Genomic DNA, 26017 nt, shown 5'->3' on the forward strand with positions numbered 1-26017 from the left:
GGCTTTTTGCCGACCATGCCGCTACGAACGGTTGCTGACACCCGCCTGAACGAAGGTCGCCATGCCGGAATGGCACGCCGCCGCCGCCTTGACGATGCCGGCCGCGAGTGCTGCTCCGGTGCCTTCGCCAAGCCGCATGCCGAGCGCCAGAAGCGGCGTCTTGCCGAGCTTCTCGATGGACTTCATGTGGCCCGGCTCGGCGGAGACGTGGCCGATCAGGCAATGGTCGAGCGCGGCCGGGTTGGCAGCGCGAAGGATGGCGCCGGCCGCCGTCGCGACATAACCGTCGAGGATAACAGGGATCTTCTGCATGCGCGCGGCCAGGATGGCGCCCGCCATCGCCGCGATCTCGCGGCCGCCGAGGCGGCGCAGCACCTCCAGCGGATCGTTGAGATGCGCGCGGTGCAGGTCGACCGCCTTCTTGACGGCCGCGACCTTGCGCTGCAGCACCTCGCCCTCGGACCCGGCGCCCGGCCCGACCCACTCCTCTGCCGTGCCGCCATAGAGCGCCATGTTGATCGCCGCGGCGATCGTCGTGTTGCCGATGCCCATCTCGCCGATGCACAGGAGATCGGTGCCGCCGGCAACGGCCTCCATGCCGAAGGCCATGGTCGCGGCGCAGTCACGCTCCGAAAGGGCGGCCTCCTCCGTGATGTCGGCGGTCGGATAGTCGAGCGCCAGGTCGAAGACCTTGAGGCCGAGGTCGTGCGTCACGCAGATCTGGTTGATCGCCGCGCCGCCGGCTGCGAAATTCTCCACCATCTGCGCCGTCACCGACGACGGATAAGGCGTGATGCCCTGCTTCGTCACGCCGTGGTTGCCGGCAAAGATCGCGACGAGCGGCCGCGTGACGGCAGGCGGACGCCCCGTCCAGGCGGCGAGCCAGAAGGCGATCTCCTCCAGCCGGCCCAGCGCGCCCGGCGGCTTGGTCAGCTGCGAATTCCGCGTGCGCGCGGCCACCAGCGCGGCCGAATCGGGACCGGGCAGATTGCGCAGCAATTCACGGAAATCATCGAACGGCAGGCCGCTGGCACTCATCTTGGGGAATTCCTTGCTTTGGGCTTTCAAAGGCGGGGTTTTGGTGTCTCCTAATAGAGGCCGGGCGCGAATCCGACAACCGCATTTGCGGCTGTTGCCATCGCGCTTTCGCCGGGAGGGGCTTTTCCACATGAACATCCGCGACTTCATCGACGACACCGCACGCTCCGTCGCCTTCCTGTCGCGCGTGCCTGTGCCGCAACGTCATTTCACGGATCATGACGGCCGCCTGTCGCGCGCCGTGCAGGCCTTTCCGCTGGCCGGCGTGCTGATCGTGCTGCCGGCCGCCGCACTCGCTGCCGTGCTTTCGGCCCTGCACGCCCCGCCGCTCCTGCTCGCCTTCGCCGTGCTCGGCCTTCAGGTGCTGGTGACGGGCGCGCTGCATGAGGACGGCCTGTCCGACAGCGCCGACGGCATCGGCGGCGGGCGTGACCGCGACAGTGCGCTCGCCATCATGAAGGACAGCCGCGTCGGCTCCTACGGCGTCGTCGCCCTCGTCCTCTCCTTCGGCCTGCGCGCGGCCGCCATCGCCGCGCTCGCGACCGCTCTCACGCCCTCCGGCCTCGGCATGGCGTTGCTCGCCGTCGCGGCCGCCAGCCGCACCGCCATGGTCTGGCACTGGTCGCTCCTGCCGCCGGCCCGCCGGGACGGCGTCGCCGCTTCGGTGGGCGAGCCGGACCAGGGCGCCACCACGGTCGCGCTCATCTCCGGCGTCCTGCTTGCGGCACTGCTCCTGCTGCCGCACGGCACCGTCCTGTCCTGGCTTCTGGCGCTTGCCGCCGCAGCGCTCTGCGTCCTCGTTTTCAACCGCATCGCCCTGCGCAAGATCGGCGGCCATACCGGCGATACGATCGGCGCCACCCAACAGCTCGCGGAAATGTCAGTGCTTTTCGCCCTTGCCTTGGCGCTTTGAGCTGCCGATATAGAAGCGGACATATCTGGAGTTTCGATGGAATCGCCCTGCATACTCGTCTGTTCAATCGACATGGTGACCGGCTACTGCTTCGGTTGCGGTCGCACGCGCGAGGAAATCGGCGCCTGGACGCTCTACACATCCGACGAGCGCCGCGCGATCATGGCCGCCCTTCCGGCGCGGCTTGAGACCGTCGAGCGCAAGCCGCGGCGCGAGACCCGCCGCGCCCGCATGGCAAGGGAGCGTGGCGACGCATGAGATTTTATGTCCTTCTGGCCATTCTCGGTGGCGGCCTTGCGCTTCTGATCCTCAACCATGACAGCGGCCGCACGCTCGGCATCGCCAATGACGATTTCGGCCGCCTCGTGACGCTCTCGGCGATCGGCACGATGATGGCGGCCGGCATTCTGGCCGGGCGTCGCCAATGGGGCGAAAGCCTGCGCCAGGCCGCCATCTGGCTCGTGCTCATCCTGGCGCTCGCGACAGCCTATCTCTACCGCTTCGACCTGCAGGACGTCGGCAACCGTCTGACGGCAGGCCTCATTCCCGGCCGCGCGGTCGTCACGACCAATGCCAGCGGCGAACAGATCCTCGTCATCCAGAAGGGCCTGTCGGGCCATTTCGAAACGGATGTCACCATCGACGGCACGCCGCTGCGCATGATGGTCGATACCGGCGCAAGCTCGGTCGTGCTGTCCTATGCGGATGCCATGCGCCTCGGCATCAACCCGGACAACCTCGTCTTCTCCATCGACGTGTCGACCGCCAACGGCCGCGCGCTCGCCGCCCCCGTCACCCTGCGCCAGGTCGCCATCGGCCCCATCCAGCGCGGCACGATCCGCGGCATGGTCGCCCAGGAGGGCCGCCTGGAGCAGAGCCTGCTCGGCATGAGCTTCCTCGAAACGCTGGGCTCCATCGAGATCACCCGCGACGAACTGCGGCTGAAGGACTGATCAGGCGGCGTCATCGAACCGGTAATGCAGCCGCACGCATCCCTGGTCTATCGCCTTGGCACTCACCAGCGTCGGGCTCGCGCGAAAACCCGTCAACGGAAACAGCGGCTGCCCGCCGCCCAGCATTTCCGGGATGATGTAGATCTCGATCTCGTCCAGCGCGCCGCGTTCCAGAAACGCCATCTGCAGGCGGCCGCCCCCCAGCATCCACACGTCACCGTCGCCGAGCGCGCGAAGTTCATCAATGAGCGCATCGACATCGCTTCGCGTTTCCAGCGGCCCCTTCGGGTCGTCGATCGGCCGGGACGTGACGACGAAGGTTCGTTTCCCGTCATAGGCCCAGGGCGACGGTTCCCGTGCGATGAAGTCATAGGTGCCCCGCCCCATCACGACGGTGCGGATGCCCGACAGGAACGTCCGGTAATCATGTTCGCCGAGATCCATGCTGTCATATTTGAACAGCCAGTCGAGATTGTCGTTCTCGTCGGCGATAAGCCCATCGAGGCTGGCGGCGATATAGCCGATGATCCTGGCCATCGTGACCTCCCTTGATAAATAAACGAACATACGTTTATATATTTCCATGGCGCGGCACAAGACGATCCCGGACGAACAGGTCCTAGACACCCTTCTCGAAGCGATGATGGAGACCGGCCCGGCCGGGCTGACGTTCGCCCGCGCAGCGAAGGCGGCGGGGCTTTCGCCGGCAACGCTGGTGCAACGCTACGGCGATCGCGACACCATGGTGCGGGCCGTGCTGCTGCGCGCGTGGGATCGGCTCGATGACGAGACCGATGCGGTCGATGCCGAGGCAGCCGTCACCCCGGCAGGCGCCATCGATCTTCTGATGCGGCTAATGCCGGCCGAAATGGCCGAGCGCAACGCCACGGACGGCCTGCTTCTGCTGCGGGAGGATATCCGCGACCCTGTCCTGCGTGCCCGTGGCGCCGCATGGGCACGCCGCCTCAACCAGGCGCTTGCCCGCCGGCTTTCGCAGGATGCCGATGAGGGAGCCCGCCTCGCCTGGCAGATGGCGAGCATCTGGCAGGGCGCACACACCTGGTGGGCTTTCATGCGCGAGGAACCCGCCGACAGGGCAATCCGACGCATGCTCGAAAGCTGGCTGGAAAGGTGAAACGGCGAAGACATCGCCCGCCCCATCTACGGCGCGGACCCTGGCCCGCTCACGGGCGAAAGGAAACAGCTCATTTGCCCGTGTGTTTGACCCGCATCAGCATGGGCGCGACGAAGAGGATGGTCGCCCCCGAAAGCACGGCGCCGGTCAGGAAGGTCGCGCCCGAGCCGTGATTGTCCCAGATCCAGCCGGCGGCGACATTGCCGAAGAGCACGACGATGCCGGTCATGAGGTTGAAGACGCCGAAGGCGGTGCCCTTGAGGTGTTTCGGCGCGGTATCGGCGATCAACGTGGCAAGCAGCCCCTGCGACAGCCCCATATGCAGACCCCACAGCACGATGCCGGCAATGAACAGCGGCACCGTCGCGGCATAGGCAAGCGTCCCATAGGCGAAGACGAGCACGAACAGGCTGGCGACCAGCAGGCCCGAGCGTCCGATACGGTCCGACAGGCGGCCGACCGGATAGGCCGTCAGACCGTAGACCGCGTGCATGATCACCATGGTGAGAGGAATCCAGGCCGGTGCAAAGCCCGCCTCCTGTGACTTGAGAAGCAGGAAGGCCTCGCTGAAACGGGCGAGCGTCAGCAGCGCGGCCGCGCCGATGACCATCCACACCGCCCCGTTCAGCCGCACGATATCGGCAAGGCGCGGCAGCCCGCCGCCCTTTGCCTCGAATGGCGCCTTCGGCTCGCGCACGCCGACGATCAGCAACAGGACGGCCAGAAACGCCGGGATGACGGCGATCCAGTAGATCGTGAGAACGTCGCCGGCAAACAGGATCATAAGCCCGATGGCCACCAGCGGCCCGACGAACCCGCCCACCGTATCCAGTGATTTCCGCAATCCGAAGCTCGCCCCGAGCAGTTCCGGCGGCGTGACATCGGCGATCAGGGCATCGCGCGGCGTGCCGCGAATGCCCTTGCCGACACGGTCGACGGCCTTGGCCGCGACGATCCAGCCCGCGGAGGTGGCGAGCGGGAAGAGCAGCTTGGAAACCGCGCCGAGGCCGTAACCGAGAACGGCGAGCGGCTTTCGCTGCGCCATGCGGTCGGCGAGAATGCCGGAGAACAGCTTGGTAACGGTGGCGATGGCGACCGACAGGCCCTCGACGAAGCCGACGAAGACCGCCGAGGCGCCCAGTCCGCTGACGAGGTAGAAGGGCAGCAGCGTCTGCACCATCTCCGAGGAAACATCCATCAGCAGGCTGACGATACCCAGGATCCAGACTGTTCTGGGAATGGCGTTGACCGGTCTGGACGTCATGGGCGCTCGCGCTGCGGGAATGCTGGCGAAAGCGATAGGCATGCGCCGCGATCCGGTCAACCGGTCGCGACGCGTTCTGCATGGCTCAGTTCTTCAGCTTGTAGCCCGTCTTGAAGATCCAGGCCGTGATCGAAAGGCACACGATCAGGAACCCCAGCACCGTCACGAGGCTGACGAGCGGGCTGACATCGGCGATTTCGTAGAAGCTCCAGCGAAAGCCGGAGACGAGGTAGAGCACCGGATTGAAGTGGCTGACCGTCTGCCAGAAGGGCGGCAGCATGTCGATCGAATAGAAGCTGCCGCCGAGGAAGACGAGCGGCGGGACAATCAGCATGGGGAAAAGGTTCAGCTGCTCGAAGTCCTTCGCCCAGATGCCGATCATGAAGCCGAACAGGCTGAACGTGACCGCCGTCAGCACGAAGAACAGCACCATCATGAACGGATGCCGTATCGAGATGTCGACGAAGAACGAGGCGGTGACGAGAATGATCGTACCGACGATGAGCCCCTTCGTCGCGGCGGCGCCGACATAGCCGATGACGATCTCGATCATCGAGATCGGCGAGGACAGGATCTCGTAGATCGTGCCGGTGAATTTCGGGAAGTAGATGCCGAAGGAGCCGTTGCCGATACACTGGTTGAGCAGCGTCAGCATGATGAGGCCGGGCGCGATGAAGGCGCCGTAGGAGACGCCCTGCACTTCCTGCATGCGCGAGCCGATCGCCGCGCCGAACACGATGAAGTAGAGCGACGTGGTGATGACGGGCGAGACGATGCTCTGGAGCAGCGTGCGGCGCGTGCGCGCCATCTCGAACGCATAGATGGACTTGATCGCCTCGAAGTTCATTTGCCCTCTCCCACCAGCTCCACGAAGATGTCTTCCAGCGAACTCTGCTCGGTGGAGATGTCCTTGACCCTCAGCCCGCAATGCGAGAGGGCCGACAGCAGCGAGGAAATGCCGGTCCGCTCGCCGGCGGAATCGAATTCATAGACGAGGCGCGTGCCCTCGCCCGCAAGCGTCAGCCCGAACGGCGACAGCGCGTCGGGAATGGCGGTGACCGGCTCGGCGAGCTCTACCGTCATCTGCTTGCGGCCGAGCTTGGCCATCAGCGCCTTCTTCTCCTCCACGAGCAGGATCTGGCCGTGATTGATCACGCCGATGCGGTCGGCGATCTCCTCGGCCTCCTCGATATAGTGCGTGGTCAGGATGATGGTGACGCCGGAGGCACGCAGCCGCTCGACGAGATGCCACATGTCCTTGCGCAGGGATACGTCGACGCCGGCGGTGGGTTCGTCGAGGAACAGCACCTTCGGCTCGTAGGACAGCGCCTTGGCGATCAGCACGCGCCGGCGCATGCCGCCCGAAAGGTGGCGCAGCATCGTGTCCTTCTTGTCGTAGAGCGAGAGGTCTTTCAAGATGCGCTCGATCAGCGCCGGGTCGGGTTTGCACCCGTGCAGGCCGCGCGAGAAGGCGACGGTGTTCCAGACCGTCTCGAAGGAATCGAGCGTCAGCTCCTGCGGCACCAGGCCGATGATGGAGCGCGTCTGGCGAAAATCGCGCAGGATGTCGTGGCCGCCGACCGTGACCGTGCCGCCGCTCGGCGTGACGATGCCGCAGATGATCGAGATCATCGTCGTCTTGCCCGCGCCGTTCGGCCCGAGCAGCGCGAGGATCTCGCCTTCTTCGATGTCGAGATCGACGCCTTTCAGCGCCTGGAACCCCGAAGCATAGCTCTTGGTGAGATTGCGAATGGAAACGATGGGCGCCATGGGATGGTCCGGAAAAGGGAAAATTCATGCGGAAGGACACCCTATATGGCGTATCCCCTGCCGGTTTTCACCCGGCTTGGCGAAAAAATCTCTCAGCCGTAGATGCTGTAGAGGAAGCGCAGCGCCACCAGGATGAGGAAGATGCCGAAGCCGATCTCGAGCTGCCGCTTGCTCATGGCATGCGCCAGCCGCACGCCCCATGGCGTGACGACGAGCGCGATGGGCACGATCAGCGCGACGGCGATCCAGTTGATGAAGCCGGTCGATCCGGGCGGCAGGCCGGGCTCGCCCCAGCCGGCCCAGATATAGCCGAAGATGCCGGGGATGGAGATGAGCACGCCGACGCCCGAGGAGGTCGCGACCGCCTGATGGATCGGCCGGCCGAAGGAGGTCATGTAGGTGTTGTTGAGCACGCCGCCGCCAATGCCCATCAGGCCCGACAACGTGCCGATGACGACGCCGGCGATCTGCCGGGAGATGCCGCCGGGCAGCGTGTCGCCGATCCGCCAGGTCTCGCGGTTGAACAGCATCCGCAGCGCGACGAGCAGCGCGATGCCGACGAAGACGAGGCGCAGGCCGACGCTGGAGATGAAGGCGGCGATGACGGATGCGAGGATCGCGCCGAGCGGCAGCGCCACGATCCAGCTCTTCAGCAGGTCCATGTCGACGGCGCTGCGCTTGCGATGCGCCGTAAACGACCTCAGCGAGGTCGGCACGATGATGGCGATCGAGGTGCCGACGGACAGGTGCATGCGCACCGCCTCCGGCACATCGAGATAGCCGAACACCTGATAGAAGACGGGCACCAGGATCGCCCCGCCGCCGATGCCGAAAATGCCGGCAAGCAGGCCGGAGACGACGCCCGCCGCGGCAAGCGCCAGCGCGAACAGGGCAAGATCGGCAATGGGCGGCATGCAATTCTCCCGGCGGGAATAAAGAGGCGACTCGCGAAACAATCGCGGCAGAGATGCGCCAACTGTCATCAAACCGTGACCGATTTCAACCATGGTCTGCACGAGGCCACGGGAACGGTCCGCACCCCGCACCCCACCGCTCCCACTGTCAGACAGAGGCCTCGCTCCCGACCCTGAGGGAGCTTTCGGCGGCCCGGCCGCCCGCTTCCCCTGTGGAAGCCCGCATGCGCCCTCGCCGCCCCCGGCGGTGGCGATTGAAATGTGACATTCCTTCAGACCGGCGCCCCGCCGGTCTTTTTTTGTGCGCCTACAGGCTGCAATGCCTGTAGCCCGATTTGCGCACCCTCAGATCGAAGTGGAAATGGTCCTTGTGGTAGCGGTCGCTGCCGGGTCCGAGCACGGTGGAGAAATACTTGCAGCTGTCACCGCGCACCGACTTCAGCAGTCCCTTCTCACGGAAGGCGAAGAAGCCCTTCGGCTCGATGGCGATGGACTTGCCGCTCTTCAGCACGATCCTGCCGACATCGATGGCATTGCCGCGCGCGTGTTCCGACATGGCGGCGCCGCGACGCGAATTCATCGTGCGGCACGAATAGGACGACATCTGGTGGATCGCCGAGACGCCCGAGAGGTAGCGCATGCGCGCCGAGGGCACGAGCTCGGCCTTCACCCACCGCGCGAAGGCTTCGGTAATCTGGCAATTGACCTGCGCGGCCGGCTTGATCTGGATGCCGCCGGAAAGGCCCGACAGTTCGACCGGCCATTCGATGCCGCAGGAGCGCCCGCGCGAGATGCGCGGCACGTCGCGGAATTTGACGCCGAGCTTCTGGAGACGCTGCCGGCAGGCCTTTTCGGACGCCGGCATGCCGCCCATCGTCTCGGGGATCTGCATGGGATTGTTGAGCCGCGGCAGGAAGGCGACCTGTTCGCCCTGCATAGACTGCTGCTGGGACTGGTGCTGACGCGTCGTCGCCTTGTCGGGCACGCGCAGATAGCCGTCGCTTTCGGCCTCCATGCCGGCATCCGACATCGGGATGACCTCGGGCTCGCCCATCTGCTGCGGTGTATCCGTGCCGATGCCGCCAACGACGACCTGGCTGGCATTGCCCTCCGCGATCTCGTTGGCCTGCGCCTCGGCGAGCCCCTCGACGCGACCCACGCCCAGCCCCTCGTCCATGCTCACCCCGCCCTCGGGCACGGTCAGCATGCCCGACGAGGCCTGCACCGGCTCGCCGATGCCCATGGCTTCGTCGCTGTCGATCTTCGGGAGGCGGCGCGTCTGGCGCTCGGGCGCGGCCATCACCGTATCAGGCGTTTCCATGCCGTAGGAAGATGAAGTATCGCCGCTGTTGCCGGTATCGCCGATCTCCGCGACCGGCGTGATGGCGCCGACGCTGTCGACATCGTCGGGCGGCGTCAGGCCGCCCGAACAGGCGGCGAGAAACGCCGGGATCAGAAGCAGCCCCACCGGCCTGCGGAAACGAGATACGAACGCAATACCCATTGTCACTTCCGCCCGGCGCCTGGCGTCGCAGGATGCGGTCCCGGTTACGCACATTCTTGTCCGGCGATGGTGCAGGCGGCGTTTGTCCACATTCGGACACCGTCCCCGCAAAACCGGCTTGCAAGCCGACAAGCCTGCATTTCCAGGGGATTTTCGCGCAACATGGTAAAGGAAAGATTGTCGACGCAAGGTTGAGCTGCGCGCGGTGCCCGGCAGGCCCGCCGACCCTCTTTCGAACACGCGCGCAATGGGTTAGACCGGAAGGCAGACGCAGAGGAGCCCGCATGACCGACACGCAGACCCCGAACGGCCAGCTCACCCTTCGCACGCTCGCCATGCCCGGCGATGCCAACGCGGCCGGCGACATCTTCGGCGGCTGGGTCATGGCGCAGATGGACCTTGCCTGCGGCATCCGCGCCGCAGAACGCGCCCGCGGCCGCGTCGTCACCGCGGCGGTCAGGGAGATGGCCTTCGAACTGCCGGTCAAGATCGGCGACACGCTCAGCATCTACACGGATATCGCCCGCGTCGGGCGCACCTCCATCACGCTGTCGGTCGAAGCCTGGGCGCAGCGTTATCTCACCACGCGGCTGGAAAAGGTGACGGCCGCGACCTTCGTCATGGTCGCGCTCGACAGCCAGGGCCAGCCGACGCCGGTTCCCGGCGACTAGATAAGCCTCGGGAGGGCCAGGATGGACCATAACATGCCGCCGGATCCCGCCGTGTTTACGCATGTCCGCGTGGTCATCGGCATGGTCGTCAGTCTCAGCCTGGCGCGCGTCCTGAGCGGCATCGCCATCTTCATCCAGCATCCCGGCAAGACGAAGGTCTATCCGGTCCACCTCGCCTGGGCGGGCTTCCTGATCCTCTACCTGCTGCATTTCTGGTGGTGGGAGTTCCGTCTTCAGGTGCTGACGCCCATCGATTTCGGCGTCTATCTCTTCGTCGTCAGCTATTGCTGCCTGTTCTTCATGCTGGCGGTGCTGCTGTTTCCGACCACGCTCGACGACTACAGGGATTACGAGGATTATTTCTTCTCGCGGCGCAAATGGTTCTTCGGCGCGTTCACGATGGTCTTCGCGGTCGATCTGCTCGACACGGCGCTGAAGGGGATCGATTACTTCGAGTCCTTCGGGTACGAATATCCCATCCGCAACGTCACTTTCATCACGCTGTGCCTGATCGCGGCCTGGACGGCGAACCGGCGCTTCCACGCCGTCTTCGTCACCGCCGCCATCGCCTATCAGCTGAGCTGGATCTTCCGCGCCTTCGACCTGATCGACTGAGACACCACTTGCTGATTCTGACGGTCTGGCGTTAAGACAATCTTATGGGGCCAGCCGCACCATCCCGGCGCGACGAAGTGCCTGTTGGCCGGGACCGAGAATGACGCATGCGAGCCGGCCGACGCCGATCGACGAACCCACGAGACACCAGATTTTGTCCGCACAGGCCATGTCCGTGCTGGACGGCATCGTCCTGACCCTGCCGGCCAGTTGCTTCATCGCCGTCACGATAGTTGCAGTCCTGTGGCTCGATGCGCCCAATACGAGCGTGCTCTACTGGCTGGCCGCGATCTTCGCCGTCAACCTCGCCCGCTACATCACGGTGCGCGTCATCAGGCGCCAGAACATCGCGATCGAACAGCCGAAGCGAGCGCTCAGAATCCTGTCACTCGGCGCCCTCGCCGGCGGGCTGACATGGGCCCTGACGCCATTCCTCGGCACGGTCATCGGCGAAGGCGGGCTCAATCCCTACGTGGTCTTCATCATCTGCGGCATTTGCGCCGGCGCCATGATGCAGAGCGCGGCCTACAGCCAGACGACGATGCTGTTCGCCGTCCCGCCCATCCTCGCGACCTTTGTGAATTTGATAGCGATCGGCACGCCCTCTTCGCTGGTCATCGCCGCCGATACGGCGCTGTTCGGCCTTGTGATGTTCCGCACGAGCCAGGTCAGCGAAAGGGAGTTCGTCCGCAGCCAGATGGACCGCCTGAATGCCATCGCGCTCGCCGCATCGCTGTCGGATGCCAATGCGGAAATCAACCAGTCCAATCAGCAGCTTTCCGCTCTCGTGAACACGGACCCGCTGACGGGCCTTGCCAACCGCACCCTCTTCAACAACCGGCTGCGCAGCGCCTTCGCCGCCAGCCGTTCGGCCGATACGCTGGCCCTGCTGACAATCGACCTCGATCGCTTCAAGGCGATCAACGATACGATGGGCCACGGCGTGGGCGATGCTGTCCTCACCGAAATCGCCAGCCGTCTCACCGGCCTGACCGGCGCGCGAGACATGGTGGCCCGGCTCGGCGGCGATGAGTTCGCCGTGATCATAGAAGGCACCGGCGCGGAGGCGCGCGCCCGCCTGATCGGCAAGGAAATCATCCGGATTGCCGGCGAGCCCATCGTCGTCGGCGAGCGCTCGGTCACCGTCGGCGCCAGCGCGGGCCTCGCGCTCTATCCCGCGCACGGCGAGAGCGCCGAGGCGCTCTTCGCCAGTGCCGACATCGCGCTTTATGCCGCCAAGGCCGGCGGCCGCCGCAAGCTCAGCCTCTTCAACCCGCTGCTGAAAGCGCGCATCGAACGTCAGCGCCTTATCGAGGCGACGCTTGCCGAAGCGATCGAGAAGCAGATGTTGCAGGTCTTCTTCCAGCCGCAGGTGGAACTGGGCGGCGGCCGCGTGACGGGCTTCGAGGCCCTGTTGCGATGGACCCATGACGCGCTCGGCGCGGTCAGCCCGCCCGATATCGTGCGCGCCGCACAGGCCCTGCACATGTCGACGGCCCTCACCGCTTATGTCGCGACGCGCGCCGCGCGCCTGCTCCAGGCATTGCCCGGCTATGGCCTGCCGGATGCCGCCGTCGCCATCAACGTCTCGCCGCGTGAGTTTTCCGGCGACACGCTCTCGCGTCTCCTCATCGACATCACGCAGCAGCACGATGTCCCGCCGTCGCGCATGGAGATCGAGATCACCGAGGAAGCGACGCTCGACACCCAGGCTGCCGACGCCGAGCTTGCCCGGCTGGAAGCCGCCGGTTTCCGTCTCGCCGTCGACGATTTCGGCATGGGCCATTCCTCCCTCGCCTACATCGTCAGCCTGCACATCGACCGGCTGAAGATCGACCGAAGCTTCGTGCGGGGCATCGAGACGAGCCGGCAGAACCAGACCCTCATCTCCGCCCTCATCGGCATCGGCAATGCCCTGTCCATCGACATCGTCGTAGAGGGCGTGGAGAACGAGGCCGAGGCACGCATGCTGCAAAGCCTCGGTTGCCGCCAGGCCCAGGGCTATCACTACGCCCGCCCGATGGAAGCGGCCGACATTCCCGGCTGGCTTGCACAGCACGCCGAACGGTTCGCCCGCCAACCAGCGACGGACGCAACCTGACGGGCAATGTCGGCTCCTGCTTACCGGCTGCTCCCACGAGAGGCGCGCACGGCGCGATGTCTCAGCCCCAGGCTTCCGCGAGATAGCGGCGCTCGTCGTCCCTGCGCCACGTTTCGAGGCGTGCGGCATAATCACTGGCTGCCGCACGCAGCGCGAGATCGTTCAGCCTGTCTGCCCGGAACAGCAGGAACGGCGGCTGCCAGGGCAGGCCGCAGCGATGGGCGGTCGCCTCCAGCGGGCGAAGCAATTCGGTCATGGTGAACCGGTTGGTGCCGGCAGGCGCATAGGCTTCCGGCACATTGCCGGCCGTCGCCGCGACCAGAAGCGGCTTGCCCTCCAGCAGCCGGCCCTCGGTCTCGTACGCCATGTAGACCATGCGCGTCAGCACGGCGTCCTGCCAGGCCTTGAGCAGCGGCGGCGTCGAATACCACTGGACGGGGAACTGCAGCACCATCCGGTCGGCGGCAAGCAGCCGGGCAACCTCCCGGTCGGCGTCGATCCTACCGTCCGTGCACACCGCATGCATGTCCACGACCTCGACATCGGGCAGGCGCGCCGCCGCAGTCGCGAGCGCGGCATTGGCGCGCGAACGGGTGAGGTCAGGGTGAAAGAGAAGGATCAAGGTCTTGCTCATGGCGTCGTCTCCTGTGTTGACAGGCAGACAATGCCGGGACGAAAGAAATCATTCCAATGGATGATTTGTATATGCTATTATCGATCTGATGAATTTAAGATCCATTGACCTCAACCTCCTCGTCATCCTCGATGCCCTGCTTGACGAGGCCCATGTGTCGCGCGCCGCGGCCCGGCTGAACCTGTCGCAGCCGGCGACATCGAGCGCGCTCGACCGCTGCCGCCACCTCTTCGGCGATCCCCTGCTGGAACGCGGCAAGGGCGGCATGCGGCTGACGGCGCGGGCGCAGGCGCTGCGCGATCCCCTGAAGAACCTGCTCGCCGGCATTGCCGCCGTGGTCGATGCGCCCGAGGAGCCCTTGGCCGAGATCCGCCAGACCGTGCGCATCATCACGGCCGACCATCCCGGCATCCTCATCGCCGGCCCGCTGCAACGCGCGCTGGCGCGCTCCGCGCCCGGCATCGACCTCGTCATCCAGCCGTGGCAGAGCGCATCGGCGGCGCTCGAATCCCTCGCCCGCGGCACGGGCGACATCGCGATCTCCGTCTTCCCCGCCATCGACGCGACGGCCTTCCACCGCGAGACGCTGCTGCACGAGCATTATGTCGTGGCCATGCGCCGCGACCACCCGGCCGCCGCCGATTTCACGCTGGAGCGCTGGCTCGCCTACCCGCATGTCCTCGTCTCAGGGCGCGGCGATACGCGCAGCGGCCTCGACGACCAGCTCGCCGCGCTGGGCCGGTCGCGCCGCATCGGCATCGTCGTGCCGAGCTTCCTGATGGTCCCGCCGTTGCTGGAGGACAGCGACCTCCTGGCGATGATGCCGGCCCATACGGTGCCCGCCGGCGCCGCCGACAACTTGCACATCGCCGCGCCGCCCCTGCCGGTGGAGGGCTTTCCGCTCCACATCGCCTGGCATCGCCGCCGCGACACGGACCGCGCCGTGCGCCACGTCGCGGATATCGTGCGCGACGTCTTCGCCGGCCATCCGGCCTGACCCGCCGCCGGCGGGAACGGCGCAAATTCGTTTCCCTTTTGTACTCGCCGCCCCTTTCTTTTCGCGATGACTCTCTCCATATTCCCCGCATGGCCAGAACCCCGAAAAAATCCCCGCCCTCGAACCCCGGTTTCGAGGAAGCCCCGCAGTCGCCTTTCGAGGGCGAACCCTTGTCCGGCAGCGTCTCCGACTGGGTGAAGCAGCTGGAGGCGGAAGCCGAGGCGGGAAGCGTCGAAAGCCGCCGCGAAGTCGCGTCGAAGGCCGGCAAGCACCGCAAGTCGGTGGAGAACGCCGCCCGCCGCCACACGGAAAACGTCACCGCCAGCAAAACCTCCCGCGGCGTGTCGATCGGCGGCTCGTCCGACCCCAAGACGCGCGCCGCCGCCGGCCTCAACCCGGTGTCGGGCATGGATGTCTCGCTGGAGGACGCCGCGTCGCTCAATGCCGGAACGGCGGTCACCGCCACGGTGGAGGCGCTGTCGGCGCTCATCGAGAGCGGCAACCCGCTGTTCAAGGACGGCAAGCTGTGGACGCCGCACCGCCCGGCCCGGCCGGCGAAGACGGAAGGCGGCATCCCGATCCGCATGATCAGCGAATACCAGCCGGCCGGCGACCAGCCGACGGCGATCCGCGACCTCGTGGAGGGCCTGTCTTCGGGCGAGCGCAGCCAGGTGCTGCTCGGCGTCACCGGCTCCGGCAAGACCTTCACCATGGCCAAGGTGATCGAGGAGACGCAGCGCCCCGCCGTCATCCTCGCGCCGAACAAGACGCTCGCCGCCCAGCTCTACAGCGAGTTCAAGAACTTCTTCCCGGAAAACGCGGTCGAGTACTTCGTTTCCTACTACGATTATTACCAGCCGGAAGCCTATGTGCCGCGCTCCGATACCTTCATCGAGAAGGAATCGTCGATCAACGAGCAGATCGACCGCATGCGCCACTCCGCGACCCGCTCGCTTCTGGAGCGCGACGACTGCATCATCGTCGCCTCGGTCTCCTGCATCTACGGTATCGGCTCGGTCGAGACCTACACCGCCATGACCTTCCAGATGGAAGTGGGCGAGAGGCTCGACCAGCGCCAGCTGCTCGCCGACCTCGTCGCCCAGCAATACAAGCGCCGCGAGATGGATTTCCAGCGCGGCAGTTTCCGGGTTCGCGGCGACACGATCGAGATCTTCCCTGCCCACCTGGAAGATGCCGCCTGGCGCATCTCGATGTTCGGCGACGAGATCGACGCCATCACCGAATTCGACCCGCTGACCGGTCAGAAGACCGGCGACCTGAAATCGGTAAAAATCTACGCCAACAGCCACTATGTCACGCCGCGCCCCACGCTGAACGGCGCCATCAAGGCGATCCGCGAGGAGCTGAAGCTGCGCCTCGCCGAGCTGGAAAAGGCCGGCCGCCTCCTGGAAGCGCAGCGCCTGGAGCAGCGCACGCGCTACGATATCGAGATGCTGGAAGCCACCGGCTCCTGCGCCGGCATCGAGAACTATTCGCGCTACCTCACGGGCCGCAAGCCCGGCGAGCCGCCGCCGACCCTGTTCGAATACATTCCCGACAACGCGCTGATCTTCATCGACGAGAGCCACGTCACGATCCCGCAGATCGGCGGCATGTATCGCGGCGACTTCCGCCGCAAGGCGACGCTGGCCGAATACGGCTTCCGCCTGCCCTCCTGCATGGACAACCGCCCGCTGCGCTTCGAGGAATGGGATGCCATGCGGCCGGACACGATCGCCGTCTCGGCCACGCCCGGCGCCTGGGAGATGGAGCAGTCCGGCGGCGTCTTCGCCGAACAGGTCATCCGCCCGACCGGCCTGATCGACCCGCCCGTCGAGGTTCGCCCGGCGAAAAGCCAGGTGGACGACGTGCTGGGAGAGATCCGCGAGACCACGCAGGCCGGCTACCGCACGCTCGTCACCGTGCTCACCAAGCGCATGGCCGAAGACCTCACCGAATACCTGCACGAACAGGGTATTCGCGTGCGCTATATGCACAGCGATATCGACACGCTGGAGCGCATCGAGATCATCCGCGACCTGCGGCTCGGCGCCTTCGACGTGCTCGTCGGCATCAACCTGCTGCGCGAAGGCCTCGACATTCCCGAATGCGGCTTCGTCGCCATCCTCGATGCCGACAAGGAAGGTTTTCTGCGCTCGGAAACGTCCCTCGTGCAGACCATCGGCCGCGCGGCGCGAAACGTCGACGGCAAGGTCATCCTCTATGCCGACCAGATCACCGGCTCCATGCAGCGTGCGATGGACGAGACGACCCGCCGCCGCGAAAAGCAGGTCGCCTATAACGAGGCGCACGGCATCACCCCGGAATCCGTGAAGGCCAGGATTTCCGACATCCTCGACAGCGTCTACGAGCGCGATCACGTCCGCGCCGATATCTCCGGCGTCGCCGGCAAGGGCTTTGCGGACGGCGGCAACCTCGTCGGAAACAACCTCCAGGCTCACCTCAACGCGCTGGAAAAAGCCATGCGCGACGCCGCCGCCGATCTCGATTTCGAAAAGGCCGCCCGCCTGCGCGACGAGATCAAACGCCTCAAGGCCGCCGAACTCGCCGTCATGGACGACCCGATGGCGCGCGAAGAAGCGAAAAATCAGGAAGGTGGCAGCGGCAAGCCAAAAGGCGCGGCAAAGACACAAGGCGGCAACGGGAAGAAAACCGGCGCCAGCCACGAGTCGATCTCCCCCCTTGTGGGGGGTGAGGAGCGGTCCGCGCAGCGGAGCAATCGATCCAGTGAATCGTTTACAGCGACGAACGCCGGCAGGACAGAGGGGGGTGCCTCTGGCACCATCACTCCTCCGTCATATCAGGGCTTGACCCGAGGATCCATAGCGGCGGACGCCGACACCTCGAAATCCCTCTTCCAGAAACCCTCGCTCGACGACATGGGCCCGGGCACCGACATCGAACGCCCCCTCTTCCGCAAGCCGAAACTGGACGAGATGGGCCGCGACGTTGCCACGCCATCAGGCAAGTCGCTGTTCCGCAAGAACAGCCTCGACGAAATGACCGTCGGCCGCACCGAAAAACCCGTCACCGGCGACCTGCCCCAACGCCCGCCGGAAACCCTCTCCACCAAGAAGCGCCACTCCCCCCTGCTGGAAGGCCAACCCGAACGCGCCACCGGCGCCGACGACGCGAAGCCGGTTCGCCGGGGGAAGATCGGCGTCGGAAGCTATGAGGACCCGGCGGAGGCGAAGCGTAAGGGACGGACGAAGGGGAAAACGGGTCGGCCGGGGCGGTGAGACGTCGATATAGCTATTGTAGCCGAGTATTCGGAAAGAGTGTTAAATGGAATCGACATATCGCCAAATCGGATCTGTGGACATGTTTAACTCGGCCATGATTTTCGCGACGCGCTTCGTTTTGGCGCGATTTGGCACGAAAATATCTCCCGAATTCCCTTTCTCTTGAGAAACTATCTCCTCAGATATTAGCTTGTTAGTTATAGAGGAAACGGTTTTAGGTCTGGCAATTTTTCCCAACCCCCTAAACAAAGCTTCTTCTTTTCGGGCAGACCCAGGCTGGAAGAACGTTTTATGGAGAATAGCAACAAGAACCTTATGATTATTACTTATATCTGAGGATTTTATTCTAGAGGTCGTGGCAATTGACGTGTAATTTTCAATTTTTGTGTCTTTTATCCAATTAGGCATGCCAGATTCGGCAGATATACCCAAAGCTGTATTAACATGGCAGTCAATTATTACGATGCTAGAATTCTCCTTCAAAGGAACGTTCAGTTCATCAACTGTAGAAGTTTCTATTATTAAATTCCGAGCATCCACTTCAGAAAAATCAAGGCAGCCAATTTGAGCACCCTTTATGTGAAGGCCACCAAAATCAATTTCCGCTTGTCCCGAAAGAAGAAGCGCACCAACTACATCCGCAATTAGTGTGTGATTTCTCTTTCGTATGGCAGATCGACAAAATAGTACAGCTTCTTCACTCAAACCCAAATCAGCTATCTTTTGAGAAGCAATATCTAATCCGTACTCACCGAGTGGGTTTAGCCAATCCTCGTCAAGATAAGCATCATTTGCGATCTTGGTAACGAACTCAACTACATGAACAGCTCTTAGTCCATCAAGTAGATACGTGTCTACAAATCGGCGATCTTCCGTATCCGCAGAGGAGCGACCTAGGCCTGACAAGCGTTGCAACAACACGCTTGCTTGATCAATAGGCGCGTAACCAACAGCGCGCTGAAATGCGTCACGAATTTCCGCAAGGGTGATTGGCCCGACATCCTGAGGCAGACGTCTCGTTATAGCTGCAATTGCAACGAGAACCGATCTAATCGAGTCCGCGTCAAACGCACTGTTTAGCCTCGCCTCTCTCTCACAGACTGCGGAGACATAAATATCCCAAAATTTATGAGGTGTATCTGCATCAAAACGAGCTTTATCCTCCGTCGCGGCAAATGTCCTAACAAAAAAGTCGCACGTTAGAGGCTTTCGCGGCAACCAATCGGGAATTGATATGGAGATACTGGAGTTCTGAACAAATTTCTGAATCTCATCGACACTAAACTCGCCTTTAGTTTGAACGAGAATGGGATTCCTGTTTATCAAACCTAATGCAGAAAACATCTCATCATTACTGTCAAAATAATGCTCTCGACCGCAGATAATTAGACCGGATTTCTGATTAGATATTAAATCTCGCACCCCCTGCAGCGCATCGGCTCTCAAATTTTTTAAGCTTTCCGGATTATCGCTCCAAGCCTGTGATCCAACTTCATCAAAACCGTCTATGAACAGAAATAGAAGACCCTCATTATACGCTTTAATGAACTTATCAGCATGAAAAGACATACCTAAATCAGTTAAATGTCTTGTAATTATTTCATATCTGCTATTTAGCCCCCAGCTCTTTCGCAGATCGATAGCCAAAGGATAGCCGGTTGAAAAGCTCGCTTTCTTCGAAAAAACATGAAAAGCATTCTCAAAAAATTTACTTTTTCCCGTACCGTATTCCCCGAGTAGAACTACACTTTTCCCGGATGAAATATCTTCATATATTCTCTTTCGACTGTATGCACTCTCGCCCCGCAGAAAATCTACTTCCACATAAGCTTTCGTATCCGGGGAGCCAGATTCCGGATCGATCGCGCTTCCAAACGGCTCGAGAATCCGCATTGAGCGGTACTCCTCGTAAGGAAGAAAGCGCGATTTAAACTCCTCAACGGTAAGAACGTCTATGTTAACCTTCGAGCAAGCGCCGATCATGGCTGGTGTAGGCTCAAATCCGACAACGATAAAGCATTCCGTGCTTATAAATTTACTAGAAAAGTTATTAGCACGAACATGATATAATTTATTTATATCGTCTTGGATTTTATTTATATTCTTTTGCTCTGTAACTTCGATAGCGACAGCAGATTTTGAATTCAATTCTGAGTAGGCGTCGATTTGGCGATCATATAACATTTGAGAACGAAATTCGGTGCCCCATATCGCCTTTGCGTAGAGCCTCACATTTTTCTCGAAATCCTGCCACGTTTTGTCTGCCACAATGTTCTCCGCCATTTCCAAGCCCGTGTTTTATTTAGATTGCATCATGCGAGGGGATTTGGATAGGCCCATATCAGGTTTTACAATCTCTAGTTACGTCGTCGCGGTGGATTCGGAATGTTTAGCAGTCCCCGGAGATTGTGCGCGAAAAGATCTACTGAAATCATCCCCACCCTTTCCACCCATGCCATAATCCCCTCATCCCGTCGCGGATACACCGCAAGGCGTTGCGGCGAGGCGGGGTCGGCGCTTGGGGTGCGGGACGGACGTAAGCCTGCATCTTGAGGGTCCGCGGAAAATGGTCTCCCTCCGGCGACACGGGGGAAGCGGCGGAGCGTCGGACCGGCTCCCCCGTTTCAGCCCCGGACGGCGCGTCGGGCGTGCCTGTGCGGCACACAAGGGGAGCGGGGCCGGAGGGTGCGTCGGCATCGTCCGCCGGAGTGATGTCTTGTCGGGAAAGGCGGTGACGCCTTTCCGCCCGGACGGTGCTCGAAGGTGAGCCCTGTCAGGCGCGAAAAACCCCGGCGGGGCCCGCCCCGGAAACCGACGGCAAGCGCCGCCGGGCCCGTTGCTTGCAGAGGGACCGGAGTCGCGGGCAAAAACCGCCGAACGGGGCGCTGAGAGGTGCCATTTATACTATCTGATGCGGCAGCTTTCAGCGCCCCGTCCGATACCGATGCCCCACAACCCGGCGTGATCTCGCGCGCGGCGATGCGGGCGGCTGCCCGCCTTGCGACACCCGCCGCCCCGTCCTCCGCCGTCGCCGGCAACGGACGCGGTCCGCCTGGCTGGTCGCGGCCCGGCGCCGCGCAGCCCGCGCCTTTCCCAACCGACAGGAGCCCTCATGTTCGACCGCAGCAAGCTTCCCCCGCTATCGCCCTTCCTGCTCGCCCGCATTGCCGAGATGCTGGCGCTGCCCTGGCGCGCCTGCCGCCTGCGCGACTGCCGTCGCCGCGGGCGGTGCTGCTGGGTCTCGCGCAACACGCAGCAGCCCTTCTGCCTGCGCAACCTCGATGCCGGGCAGCGCGCGCAGTTCGACGCCGTGGCGGAGGAGGTGCGCGACATCGTCGATTACAGCTCGTTTTTCAGCCGGGTGACCTTCGCCTCGCCCTATCGCGACACGCGCGCGCTTCAGGATGCCGGCATGGCGGTGGCGCGCACGGTGAAATCCGGCGCGGCGCTGCGGGAGTTCCGGGCCTTTGAAGCCATGCGCGCGGCGCGGCCGCCGGCCGAATACGACGGCGAGGAACCGCCGCTGCCGGAGGGCTGGCAGGATTTGCGATGACGGCGGCGGCGCGGCCTATTCGGCCGCCTCGCCCTTCACGTCGAGCGCGGCGGTGTCGAGGGCGGCGGCCAGTTCGTAGGAATAGCCTTCCAGCATCGTATAGGCCTGCTCGATCGCCTGGATCTGCCCCTCGGCATTGCGGATGGCCTCGGTGATCGACTGCGAGCGGGCGCGCAGCATGGAGCCGAGGAAATCCGTGCCGCCCTTGCGGCCGAGGCGATCGATGTGCTGGCGCACCCGGTTGCGGTGGCGTTCGAGCTCCAGGATGTGGAAGCGGCTCTTGACGATGTCGTCGGAGAGTTTTCGGCGCATCGCCGCCAGCGGATCGAAGCTGCCCGGCTCGCGCTCGTCGAGGATGACGTCGTTGACCAGCGGTTCGAGCAGCATCAGGCCCTTGAGGTCGCGCGGGTCGGCGAGCTGCGGGTCGAAGCCGGTGTCGTCGAAGACCTTGCGGCGCACCGGGTCGCGCAACAGGTCGTAGCAGGCCTGCAGGCGGGCGAACTGGTCGGCATCGCCGCCCGAATCCGGGTGCATGCCCTTGGCGGCCTTGCGATAGGCGGCCTTGACCGCGTTGTCGTCTGCATCGCGCTCCAGTCCGAGCATGGCGTAGGGATCGATCACGCGGGCACCTGTTCGTCTCTCATTGCGTCGTCGGTTCTTTTACGCCGTTTTCCGACCCCGAGGGGACGAAATTGTGGTCATGCCGGGGCCGATGCACAGAAAGCGCTACTCCGCCGCATCCTGCGCCGCGCCCCGTGCCGACAGCACCGCCGCGAAGGCATCGGCGATCACCTGCGGCCCCGCCCCTGGCTTCGTGGCGTCGGTGGACAGGATCTGCCGGTAGCGGCGCACGCCCGGAAAGCCCTGGAACAGGCCGACCATATGCCGCGTGACATGCGCCACCCGCCCGCCGCGCGCGATCACCTCGCCGGCATAGGCGACCATCGCATCGCGCACCGCCTCCCAGTCCTCGCCCGACAGGTCCTGTGGGCCGGAGAAGACACCGGACGGCAGGCCTTCCGACAGGGGATGCGGGAAAAACCGGTCCACGCCCGTGAGAACACCGCTATCCTGGTAGGCTGCTCGTCCGAGCATGACCCCATCCAGCCCGTCCATCGCCTCGACGGCCTGACTCAAAGTCTGAAGCCCGCCGTTGAGGCCGATGAAAAGATTCGGGTTTTCGGCTTTCAGCCGGTGCACGAGGCCGTAGTCGAGCGGCGGGATATCCCGGTTCTCCTTCGGCGACAGGCCCTGCAGCCAGGCCTTGCGCGCATGGACCCAGACGGCATCCGTGCCGGCCGCCGTCACGCGGGACACGAGGTCGCGCAGCGCCACCTCCGGGTCCTGGTCGTCGACGCCGATGCGGCACTTGACGGTGACCGGGATCGACACCGCCGCCCGCATCGCCGCCACGCAATCGGCCACCAGATCCGGTTCACGCATCAGGCAGGCGCCGAAGGTGCCCGATTGCACCCGGTCCGACGGACAGCCGACATTGAGGTTGATCTCGGCATAGCCGAAACCCTCGCCGATCCGCGCAGCCTCCGCAAGCTTTTCCGGGCTGTTGCCGCCAAGCTGCAAGGCCACGGGATGTTCGATCGCATCGAAGCCGAGCAGCCGCTCGCGATTGCCGCGCAGGATGGCATCGGCGACGATCATTTCGGTGAAGAGCAGCGCGTTGCGGGTGAGCTGGCGCGCGAACACGCGAAAATGCCGGTCGCTCCAGTCGATCATCGGCGCGGTGGCGAAAATCTTCGTCCCCGTCTCCACGGCCCGGCTGTAGAATGTCGCTCTGTTCGTCATGGCCGGGCTCATAATCCATATGATCAGCAAAAACCACCCTCGCCCTTTTCCCCGGTCGCCGGGCCGGTGCTAGACTGTCACCGGAATCAGACCGCCGGAGGAAACCATGCCGCTTTATGCCCTCGACGACCGCGCGCCCACACTCCCCGCCGACGACCGCTACTGGGTGGCGCCGGATGCCAATGTCATCGGCAAGGTCATCCTCGGCGAGGACGTCGGCATCTGGTTCGGCGCCACGCTGCGCGGCGACAACGAGCCGATCATCGTCGGCGCGCGCTCGAATATCCAGGAAGGCGTCGTGGTGCATACCGATCCCGGCAAGCCCGTCATCATCGGCGAGGGCTGTACCATCGGCCACGGCGCCATCATCCATGGCTGCACCATCGGCCACAATTCGCTGGTCGGCATGGGCGCAACGGTACTGAACGGCGCGGTCATCGGCAACAATTGCCTCGTCGGCGCCAATGCGCTGGTGACGGAAGGCAAGGTCTTTCCGGACAATTCGCTGATCGTGGGCGCCCCCGCCAAGGCCGTGCGCACGCTCGATGCCGAGGCAATCGAAGGCCTGAAGCGCTCCGCGGAGGGCTATGTGCGCAACTGGCAGCGCTTCAGGAAGGGTCTGAAACCCGTCGGCTAGAGGATCTACGCGCAGCCGGCGCAGGTGCCGCGGATCTCGATCGTCGTCTTGCCGGTCTTGAAGTTGCGGTCCTTGGCAAAGGCTTTCAGCCGGTCCTCGATCACGTGGTCGTGGAACTCCGTCACCTTGCCGCAGGTCTCGCAGATCGTGAAGGCGGTAATGCCGTGGTTGTGGCAGCCCTCATGCGGGTGGGCGCAGGCCACGAAGGCATTGATGCTCTCCAGCCGATGCACCAGGCCGAACTCCAGGAGCTTGTCCAGCGCACGATAGACCTGGAGCGGCGCGCGAAACCCGTTGTCGCGCAGCTTGTCGAGGATCGTGTAGGCGCTGAGCGGGCTGTCGGAATGCGACAGCACGTCGAAGACGAGGCCCTGGTTCTTCGTCAATTGCTGCGTGGTCATGCCCGACCTCCCTGGTTTGCCGCCGAATGTTCCACGACGCTCGTCCTCGGTTTCGTGATGAGGCTTAGAATGAACAGGCCAAGCGCTGCAACCACGATCGAGGGGCCGGAGGGCGTGTCGAACTTCAGCGATCCGAACAATCCGCCGACGACCGCCAGCGCGCCGATCAGCGAGGCAAGCACCGCCATGATCTCCGGGCTGGTGGAAAAGCGCCGCGCCGTCGCCGCGGGGATGATGAGAAGCGAGGTGATCAACAGGATGCCGACGATCTTCATGGCGATGGCGATGACGAGCGCCATCAAGAGCATGAAAGCAAGGCGCGTCTTCTCCGGCTGCATGCCTTCGGCCTCGGCCAGTTCGGGGTTGACCGTGGACGCGATCAGCGGGCGCCACATCCACACGATGGCGAAAACGACGAGAATGCCACCGCCCCATACGAGGTCCACATCGGCGCGCGACACGGCGAGGATATCGCCGAACAGGAAGCCGACCAGATCGATACGCACCCAGGTCATGAAGGACACCATGACGAGGCCGATCGCCAGCGTCGCATGGGAGAGAATACCGAGCAGTGCATCCGTCGAAAGCGTGCCGCGCTTCTGGAGCAGCAGAAGAAGAAGCGAGACGGTCGCCGCGACGGCGAAGACGCTGAGGAGCAGGTTGAAGTTCATCAGCAGCGACAGCGCCACGCCGAGCAGCGCCGAATGGGCCATCGTGTCGCCGAAATACGCCATGCGCCGCCAGACGACGAAACAGCCGAGCGGGCCCGCCGTGAGCGCCAGGCCGATGCCGGCGACGAGTGCGCGCATGAAGAAATCGTCAAGCATCGCGCTTCTCCTGCTGTCCGGCGCCGTCAGGCACCGCGCCATGGTCGTGGCCGCAGCCGCAATCGGGCCCGTGCGTGTGCACGATGCGCATCGGCCCCGCGCGGCCCGAGGGCACGACGGGCGTATGATGGCCGTCGTTCGGGCGGCAATCGTTTGTGATCGAGCCGTCGGCATGCAGCACGCGGCCGTCGGGCAGGTGCGTGTGGTCGTGATCGTGATTGTAGAAGGCCAGCGTCTGCCCGGCGCGCGCGCCGAAAAGGCGCTGGTATTCCGCGCTCTGGCTCACCACCTCGGGCGTGCCGCGGCAACAGACATGGCCGTTGAGGCAGATGACGGTGTCGGTCTCGGCCATCACCACATGCAGGTCGTGCGAGATGAGCAGGATGCCGCAGCCGGTCGTGTTGCGGATCGTCTTGATCAGATCGTAAAGTGCGATCTCGCCGGAGAAATCCACCCCCTGCACCGGCTCGTCGAGCACCAGAAGATCGGGCTTGCGGGCAATGGCGCGGGCCAGCAGCGCGCGCTGGAACTCGCCGCCGGAGAGATGCTGCACCTCCGCGCGGGCGAGATGACGGATGCCAGTCGCGTCCAGCGCCGCCTCGATCTCCGCGCCCTTCAGCGTCGAGGTCAGCGTCATCAGCCGGTCCACCGTAAGGGGCATGGTCCAGTCGATGGAGAGTTTCTGCGGCACATAGCCGACCTTGAGGCCCGCCTTGCGCTCCACCCTGCCCTCGTCGGCCTTCAGCACGCCGATGGCCGCCTTGGCGGTGGTCGACTTGCCCGAGCCGTTCGGGCCGATCAGCGTGACGATCTCACCGGGCGCAATCGAGAATTCCACGCCGCGCACGAGCCAGCGGCCCTGACGGCGCACACCGACACCGGCAAGCGACACGAGCGGCGAAGCGGTCCTGGTTGGGGTCTGCAGCATGATTTTTTCCAAAAGCCTGTTGCGTCAGCATATGGCACACGTTATAGCATAACGCAATTGATGTAATAACATTACATTCACATTCAAGCGGAGTAT

Annotated in this window: 25 protein-coding genes; 11 read left to right on the forward strand and 14 right to left on the reverse strand. The window is 63.9% G+C overall.

From position 1 onward, the window contains the following. Positions 1-21: 21 nt before the first annotated feature. Positions 22-1038, reverse strand: coding sequence for a nicotinate-nucleotide--dimethylbenzimidazole phosphoribosyltransferase (gene cobT, locus K6301_RS08245; RefSeq protein ID WP_247220439.1), 1017 nt, complete (start codon positions 1036-1038; stop codon positions 22-24). A 130-nt stretch (positions 1039-1168) separates the two neighbouring features. On the opposite strand from cobT, the gene K6301_RS08250 reads away from it, so the two are divergent. From K6301_RS08250 to K6301_RS08260, 3 genes are read left to right on the forward strand one after another with little or no spacing between them, the layout of a single operon-like run. After that, entirely contained in the window at positions 1169-1951 is a 783-nt protein-coding gene (locus K6301_RS08250) for an adenosylcobinamide-GDP ribazoletransferase (protein WP_247220441.1), read from the forward strand. A 36-nt stretch (positions 1952-1987) separates the two neighbouring features. Then, the gene (locus K6301_RS08255) at positions 1988-2209 is read left to right on the forward strand and encodes a DUF1289 domain-containing protein (RefSeq protein ID WP_134650017.1); all 222 of its coding nucleotides are present in this window, start codon (positions 1988-1990) and stop codon (positions 2207-2209) included. Next, entirely contained in the window at positions 2206-2904 is a 699-nt protein-coding gene (locus K6301_RS08260; RefSeq protein WP_241948644.1) for a retropepsin-like aspartic protease family protein, read from the forward strand. Before K6301_RS08255 ends, K6301_RS08260 begins: the two co-directional genes overlap by 4 nt. On the opposite strand, the gene K6301_RS08265 is transcribed toward K6301_RS08260, so the two are convergent. Further along, entirely contained in the window at positions 2905-3441 is a 537-nt protein-coding gene (locus K6301_RS08265) for a dihydrofolate reductase family protein (RefSeq protein WP_247220443.1), read from the reverse strand. Positions 3442-3487: 46 nt separating this feature from the next. Between K6301_RS08265 and K6301_RS08270 the strand changes: the two genes are divergently transcribed. Beyond that, positions 3488-4039 (forward strand): TetR/AcrR family transcriptional regulator, encoded by a 552-nt coding sequence (locus K6301_RS08270; RefSeq protein ID WP_247216034.1) that lies wholly within the window; start codon positions 3488-3490, stop codon positions 4037-4039. Between the two features lie 70 nt (positions 4040-4109). Here the strand turns inward: K6301_RS08270 and K6301_RS08275 are convergent, their stop codons facing one another. The 5 genes from K6301_RS08275 to K6301_RS08295 all read right to left on the reverse strand — a co-directional run bounded on the left by K6301_RS08275 (position 4110) and on the right by K6301_RS08295 (position 9485). Then, on the reverse strand, positions 4110-5303 hold the full coding sequence (locus tag K6301_RS08275; protein ID WP_247216036.1) for an MFS transporter: 1194 nt from the start codon (positions 5301-5303) through the stop codon (positions 4110-4112). An 85-nt stretch (positions 5304-5388) separates the two neighbouring features. Further along, entirely contained in the window at positions 5389-6150 is a 762-nt protein-coding gene (locus tag K6301_RS08280) for an ABC transporter permease (RefSeq protein ID WP_134650021.1), read from the reverse strand. Next, positions 6147-7073: an ABC transporter ATP-binding protein gene (locus K6301_RS08285; RefSeq protein ID WP_134650022.1), complete on the reverse strand. Its 927-nt coding sequence runs from the start codon at positions 7071-7073 to the stop codon at positions 6147-6149. The genes K6301_RS08280 and K6301_RS08285 overlap by 4 nt, the downstream gene beginning before the upstream one ends. A gap of 92 nt (positions 7074-7165) precedes the next feature. Next, positions 7166-7987, reverse strand: coding sequence for a sulfite exporter TauE/SafE family protein (locus K6301_RS08290; protein WP_247216038.1), 822 nt, complete (start codon positions 7985-7987; stop codon positions 7166-7168). A 307-nt stretch (positions 7988-8294) separates the two neighbouring features. Then, positions 8295-9485 (reverse strand): extensin-like domain-containing protein, encoded by a 1191-nt coding sequence (locus K6301_RS08295; protein WP_247220543.1) that lies wholly within the window; start codon positions 9483-9485, stop codon positions 8295-8297. A 290-nt stretch (positions 9486-9775) separates the two neighbouring features. Here K6301_RS08295 and K6301_RS08300 point away from each other — a divergent pair, with 290 nt between their 5' ends. The 3 genes from K6301_RS08300 (at position 9776) to K6301_RS08310 (ending at position 12878) form a co-directional block, all read left to right on the forward strand. Then, positions 9776-10162, forward strand: a complete 387-nt coding sequence (locus tag K6301_RS08300; RefSeq protein WP_134650024.1) for an acyl-CoA thioesterase — start codon at positions 9776-9778, stop codon at positions 10160-10162. Positions 10163-10183: 21 nt separating this feature from the next. Beyond that, complete coding sequence (locus tag K6301_RS08305) at positions 10184-10777, forward strand: hypothetical protein (protein WP_247216040.1); 594 nt, start codon at positions 10184-10186, stop codon at positions 10775-10777. 100 nt (positions 10778-10877) lie between these two features. Beyond that, positions 10878-12878, forward strand: coding sequence for a putative bifunctional diguanylate cyclase/phosphodiesterase (locus K6301_RS08310; protein ID WP_247216042.1), 2001 nt, complete (start codon positions 10878-10880; stop codon positions 12876-12878). A 61-nt stretch (positions 12879-12939) separates the two neighbouring features. Here the strand turns inward: K6301_RS08310 and K6301_RS08315 are convergent, their stop codons facing one another. Then, the gene (locus tag K6301_RS08315; RefSeq protein ID WP_247216044.1) at positions 12940-13512 is read right to left on the reverse strand and encodes an NAD(P)H-dependent oxidoreductase; all 573 of its coding nucleotides are present in this window, start codon (positions 13510-13512) and stop codon (positions 12940-12942) included. Positions 13513-13600: 88 nt separating this feature from the next. Between K6301_RS08315 and K6301_RS08320 the strand changes: the two genes are divergently transcribed. Together K6301_RS08320 and uvrB are read left to right on the forward strand one after the other, a co-directional pair. After that, positions 13601-14509, forward strand: coding sequence for a LysR family transcriptional regulator (locus K6301_RS08320; protein WP_247216046.1), 909 nt, complete (start codon positions 13601-13603; stop codon positions 14507-14509). Between the two features lie 89 nt (positions 14510-14598). Then, on the forward strand, positions 14599-17769 hold the full coding sequence (uvrB, locus tag K6301_RS08325; RefSeq protein ID WP_247216048.1) for an excinuclease ABC subunit UvrB: 3171 nt from the start codon (positions 14599-14601) through the stop codon (positions 17767-17769). Positions 17770-17811: 42 nt separating this feature from the next. On the opposite strand, the gene K6301_RS08330 is transcribed toward uvrB, so the two are convergent. Next, complete coding sequence (locus K6301_RS08330; RefSeq protein WP_247216050.1) at positions 17812-20040, reverse strand: NACHT domain-containing protein; 2229 nt, start codon at positions 20038-20040, stop codon at positions 17812-17814. 844 nt (positions 20041-20884) lie between these two features. On the opposite strand from K6301_RS08330, the gene K6301_RS08335 reads away from it, so the two are divergent. After that, complete coding sequence (locus K6301_RS08335; protein WP_247216052.1) at positions 20885-21325, forward strand: hypothetical protein; 441 nt, start codon at positions 20885-20887, stop codon at positions 21323-21325. A 15-nt stretch (positions 21326-21340) separates the two neighbouring features. Here K6301_RS08335 and K6301_RS08340 read toward each other — a convergent pair whose 3' ends face one another. Then, positions 21341-21928, reverse strand: coding sequence for a J domain-containing protein (locus tag K6301_RS08340; RefSeq protein WP_134650074.1), 588 nt, complete (start codon positions 21926-21928; stop codon positions 21341-21343). A gap of 123 nt (positions 21929-22051) precedes the next feature. Next, entirely contained in the window at positions 22052-23128 is a 1077-nt protein-coding gene (dusA, locus tag K6301_RS08345; RefSeq protein WP_247216053.1) for a tRNA dihydrouridine(20/20a) synthase DusA, read from the reverse strand. A gap of 106 nt (positions 23129-23234) precedes the next feature. On the opposite strand from dusA, the gene K6301_RS08350 reads away from it, so the two are divergent. Next, positions 23235-23765 (forward strand): gamma carbonic anhydrase family protein, encoded by a 531-nt coding sequence (locus tag K6301_RS08350; protein WP_134650033.1) that lies wholly within the window; start codon positions 23235-23237, stop codon positions 23763-23765. A gap of 5 nt (positions 23766-23770) precedes the next feature. Here K6301_RS08350 and K6301_RS08355 read toward each other — a convergent pair whose 3' ends face one another. Genes K6301_RS08355 through K6301_RS08365 form a run of 3 tightly spaced genes read right to left on the reverse strand, consistent with a single transcriptional unit; the run spans position 23771 to position 25921 of the window. Continuing rightward, a complete protein-coding gene (locus K6301_RS08355) occupies positions 23771-24166 on the reverse strand; it encodes a Fur family transcriptional regulator (protein WP_247216056.1) in 396 nt (131 codons plus the stop codon). After that, complete coding sequence (znuB, locus tag K6301_RS08360) at positions 24163-24993, reverse strand: zinc ABC transporter permease subunit ZnuB (RefSeq protein WP_247216058.1); 831 nt, start codon at positions 24991-24993, stop codon at positions 24163-24165. Before znuB ends, K6301_RS08355 begins: the two co-directional genes overlap by 4 nt. Then, positions 24986-25921 (reverse strand): ATP-binding cassette domain-containing protein, encoded by a 936-nt coding sequence (locus K6301_RS08365; RefSeq protein ID WP_247216060.1) that lies wholly within the window; start codon positions 25919-25921, stop codon positions 24986-24988. Before K6301_RS08365 ends, znuB begins: the two co-directional genes overlap by 8 nt. Positions 25922-26017 lie beyond the last annotated feature (96 nt).

Source organism: Shinella oryzae, from assembly GCF_023038235.1.
GTDB lineage: Bacteria > Pseudomonadota > Alphaproteobacteria > Rhizobiales > Rhizobiaceae > Shinella > Shinella sumterensis.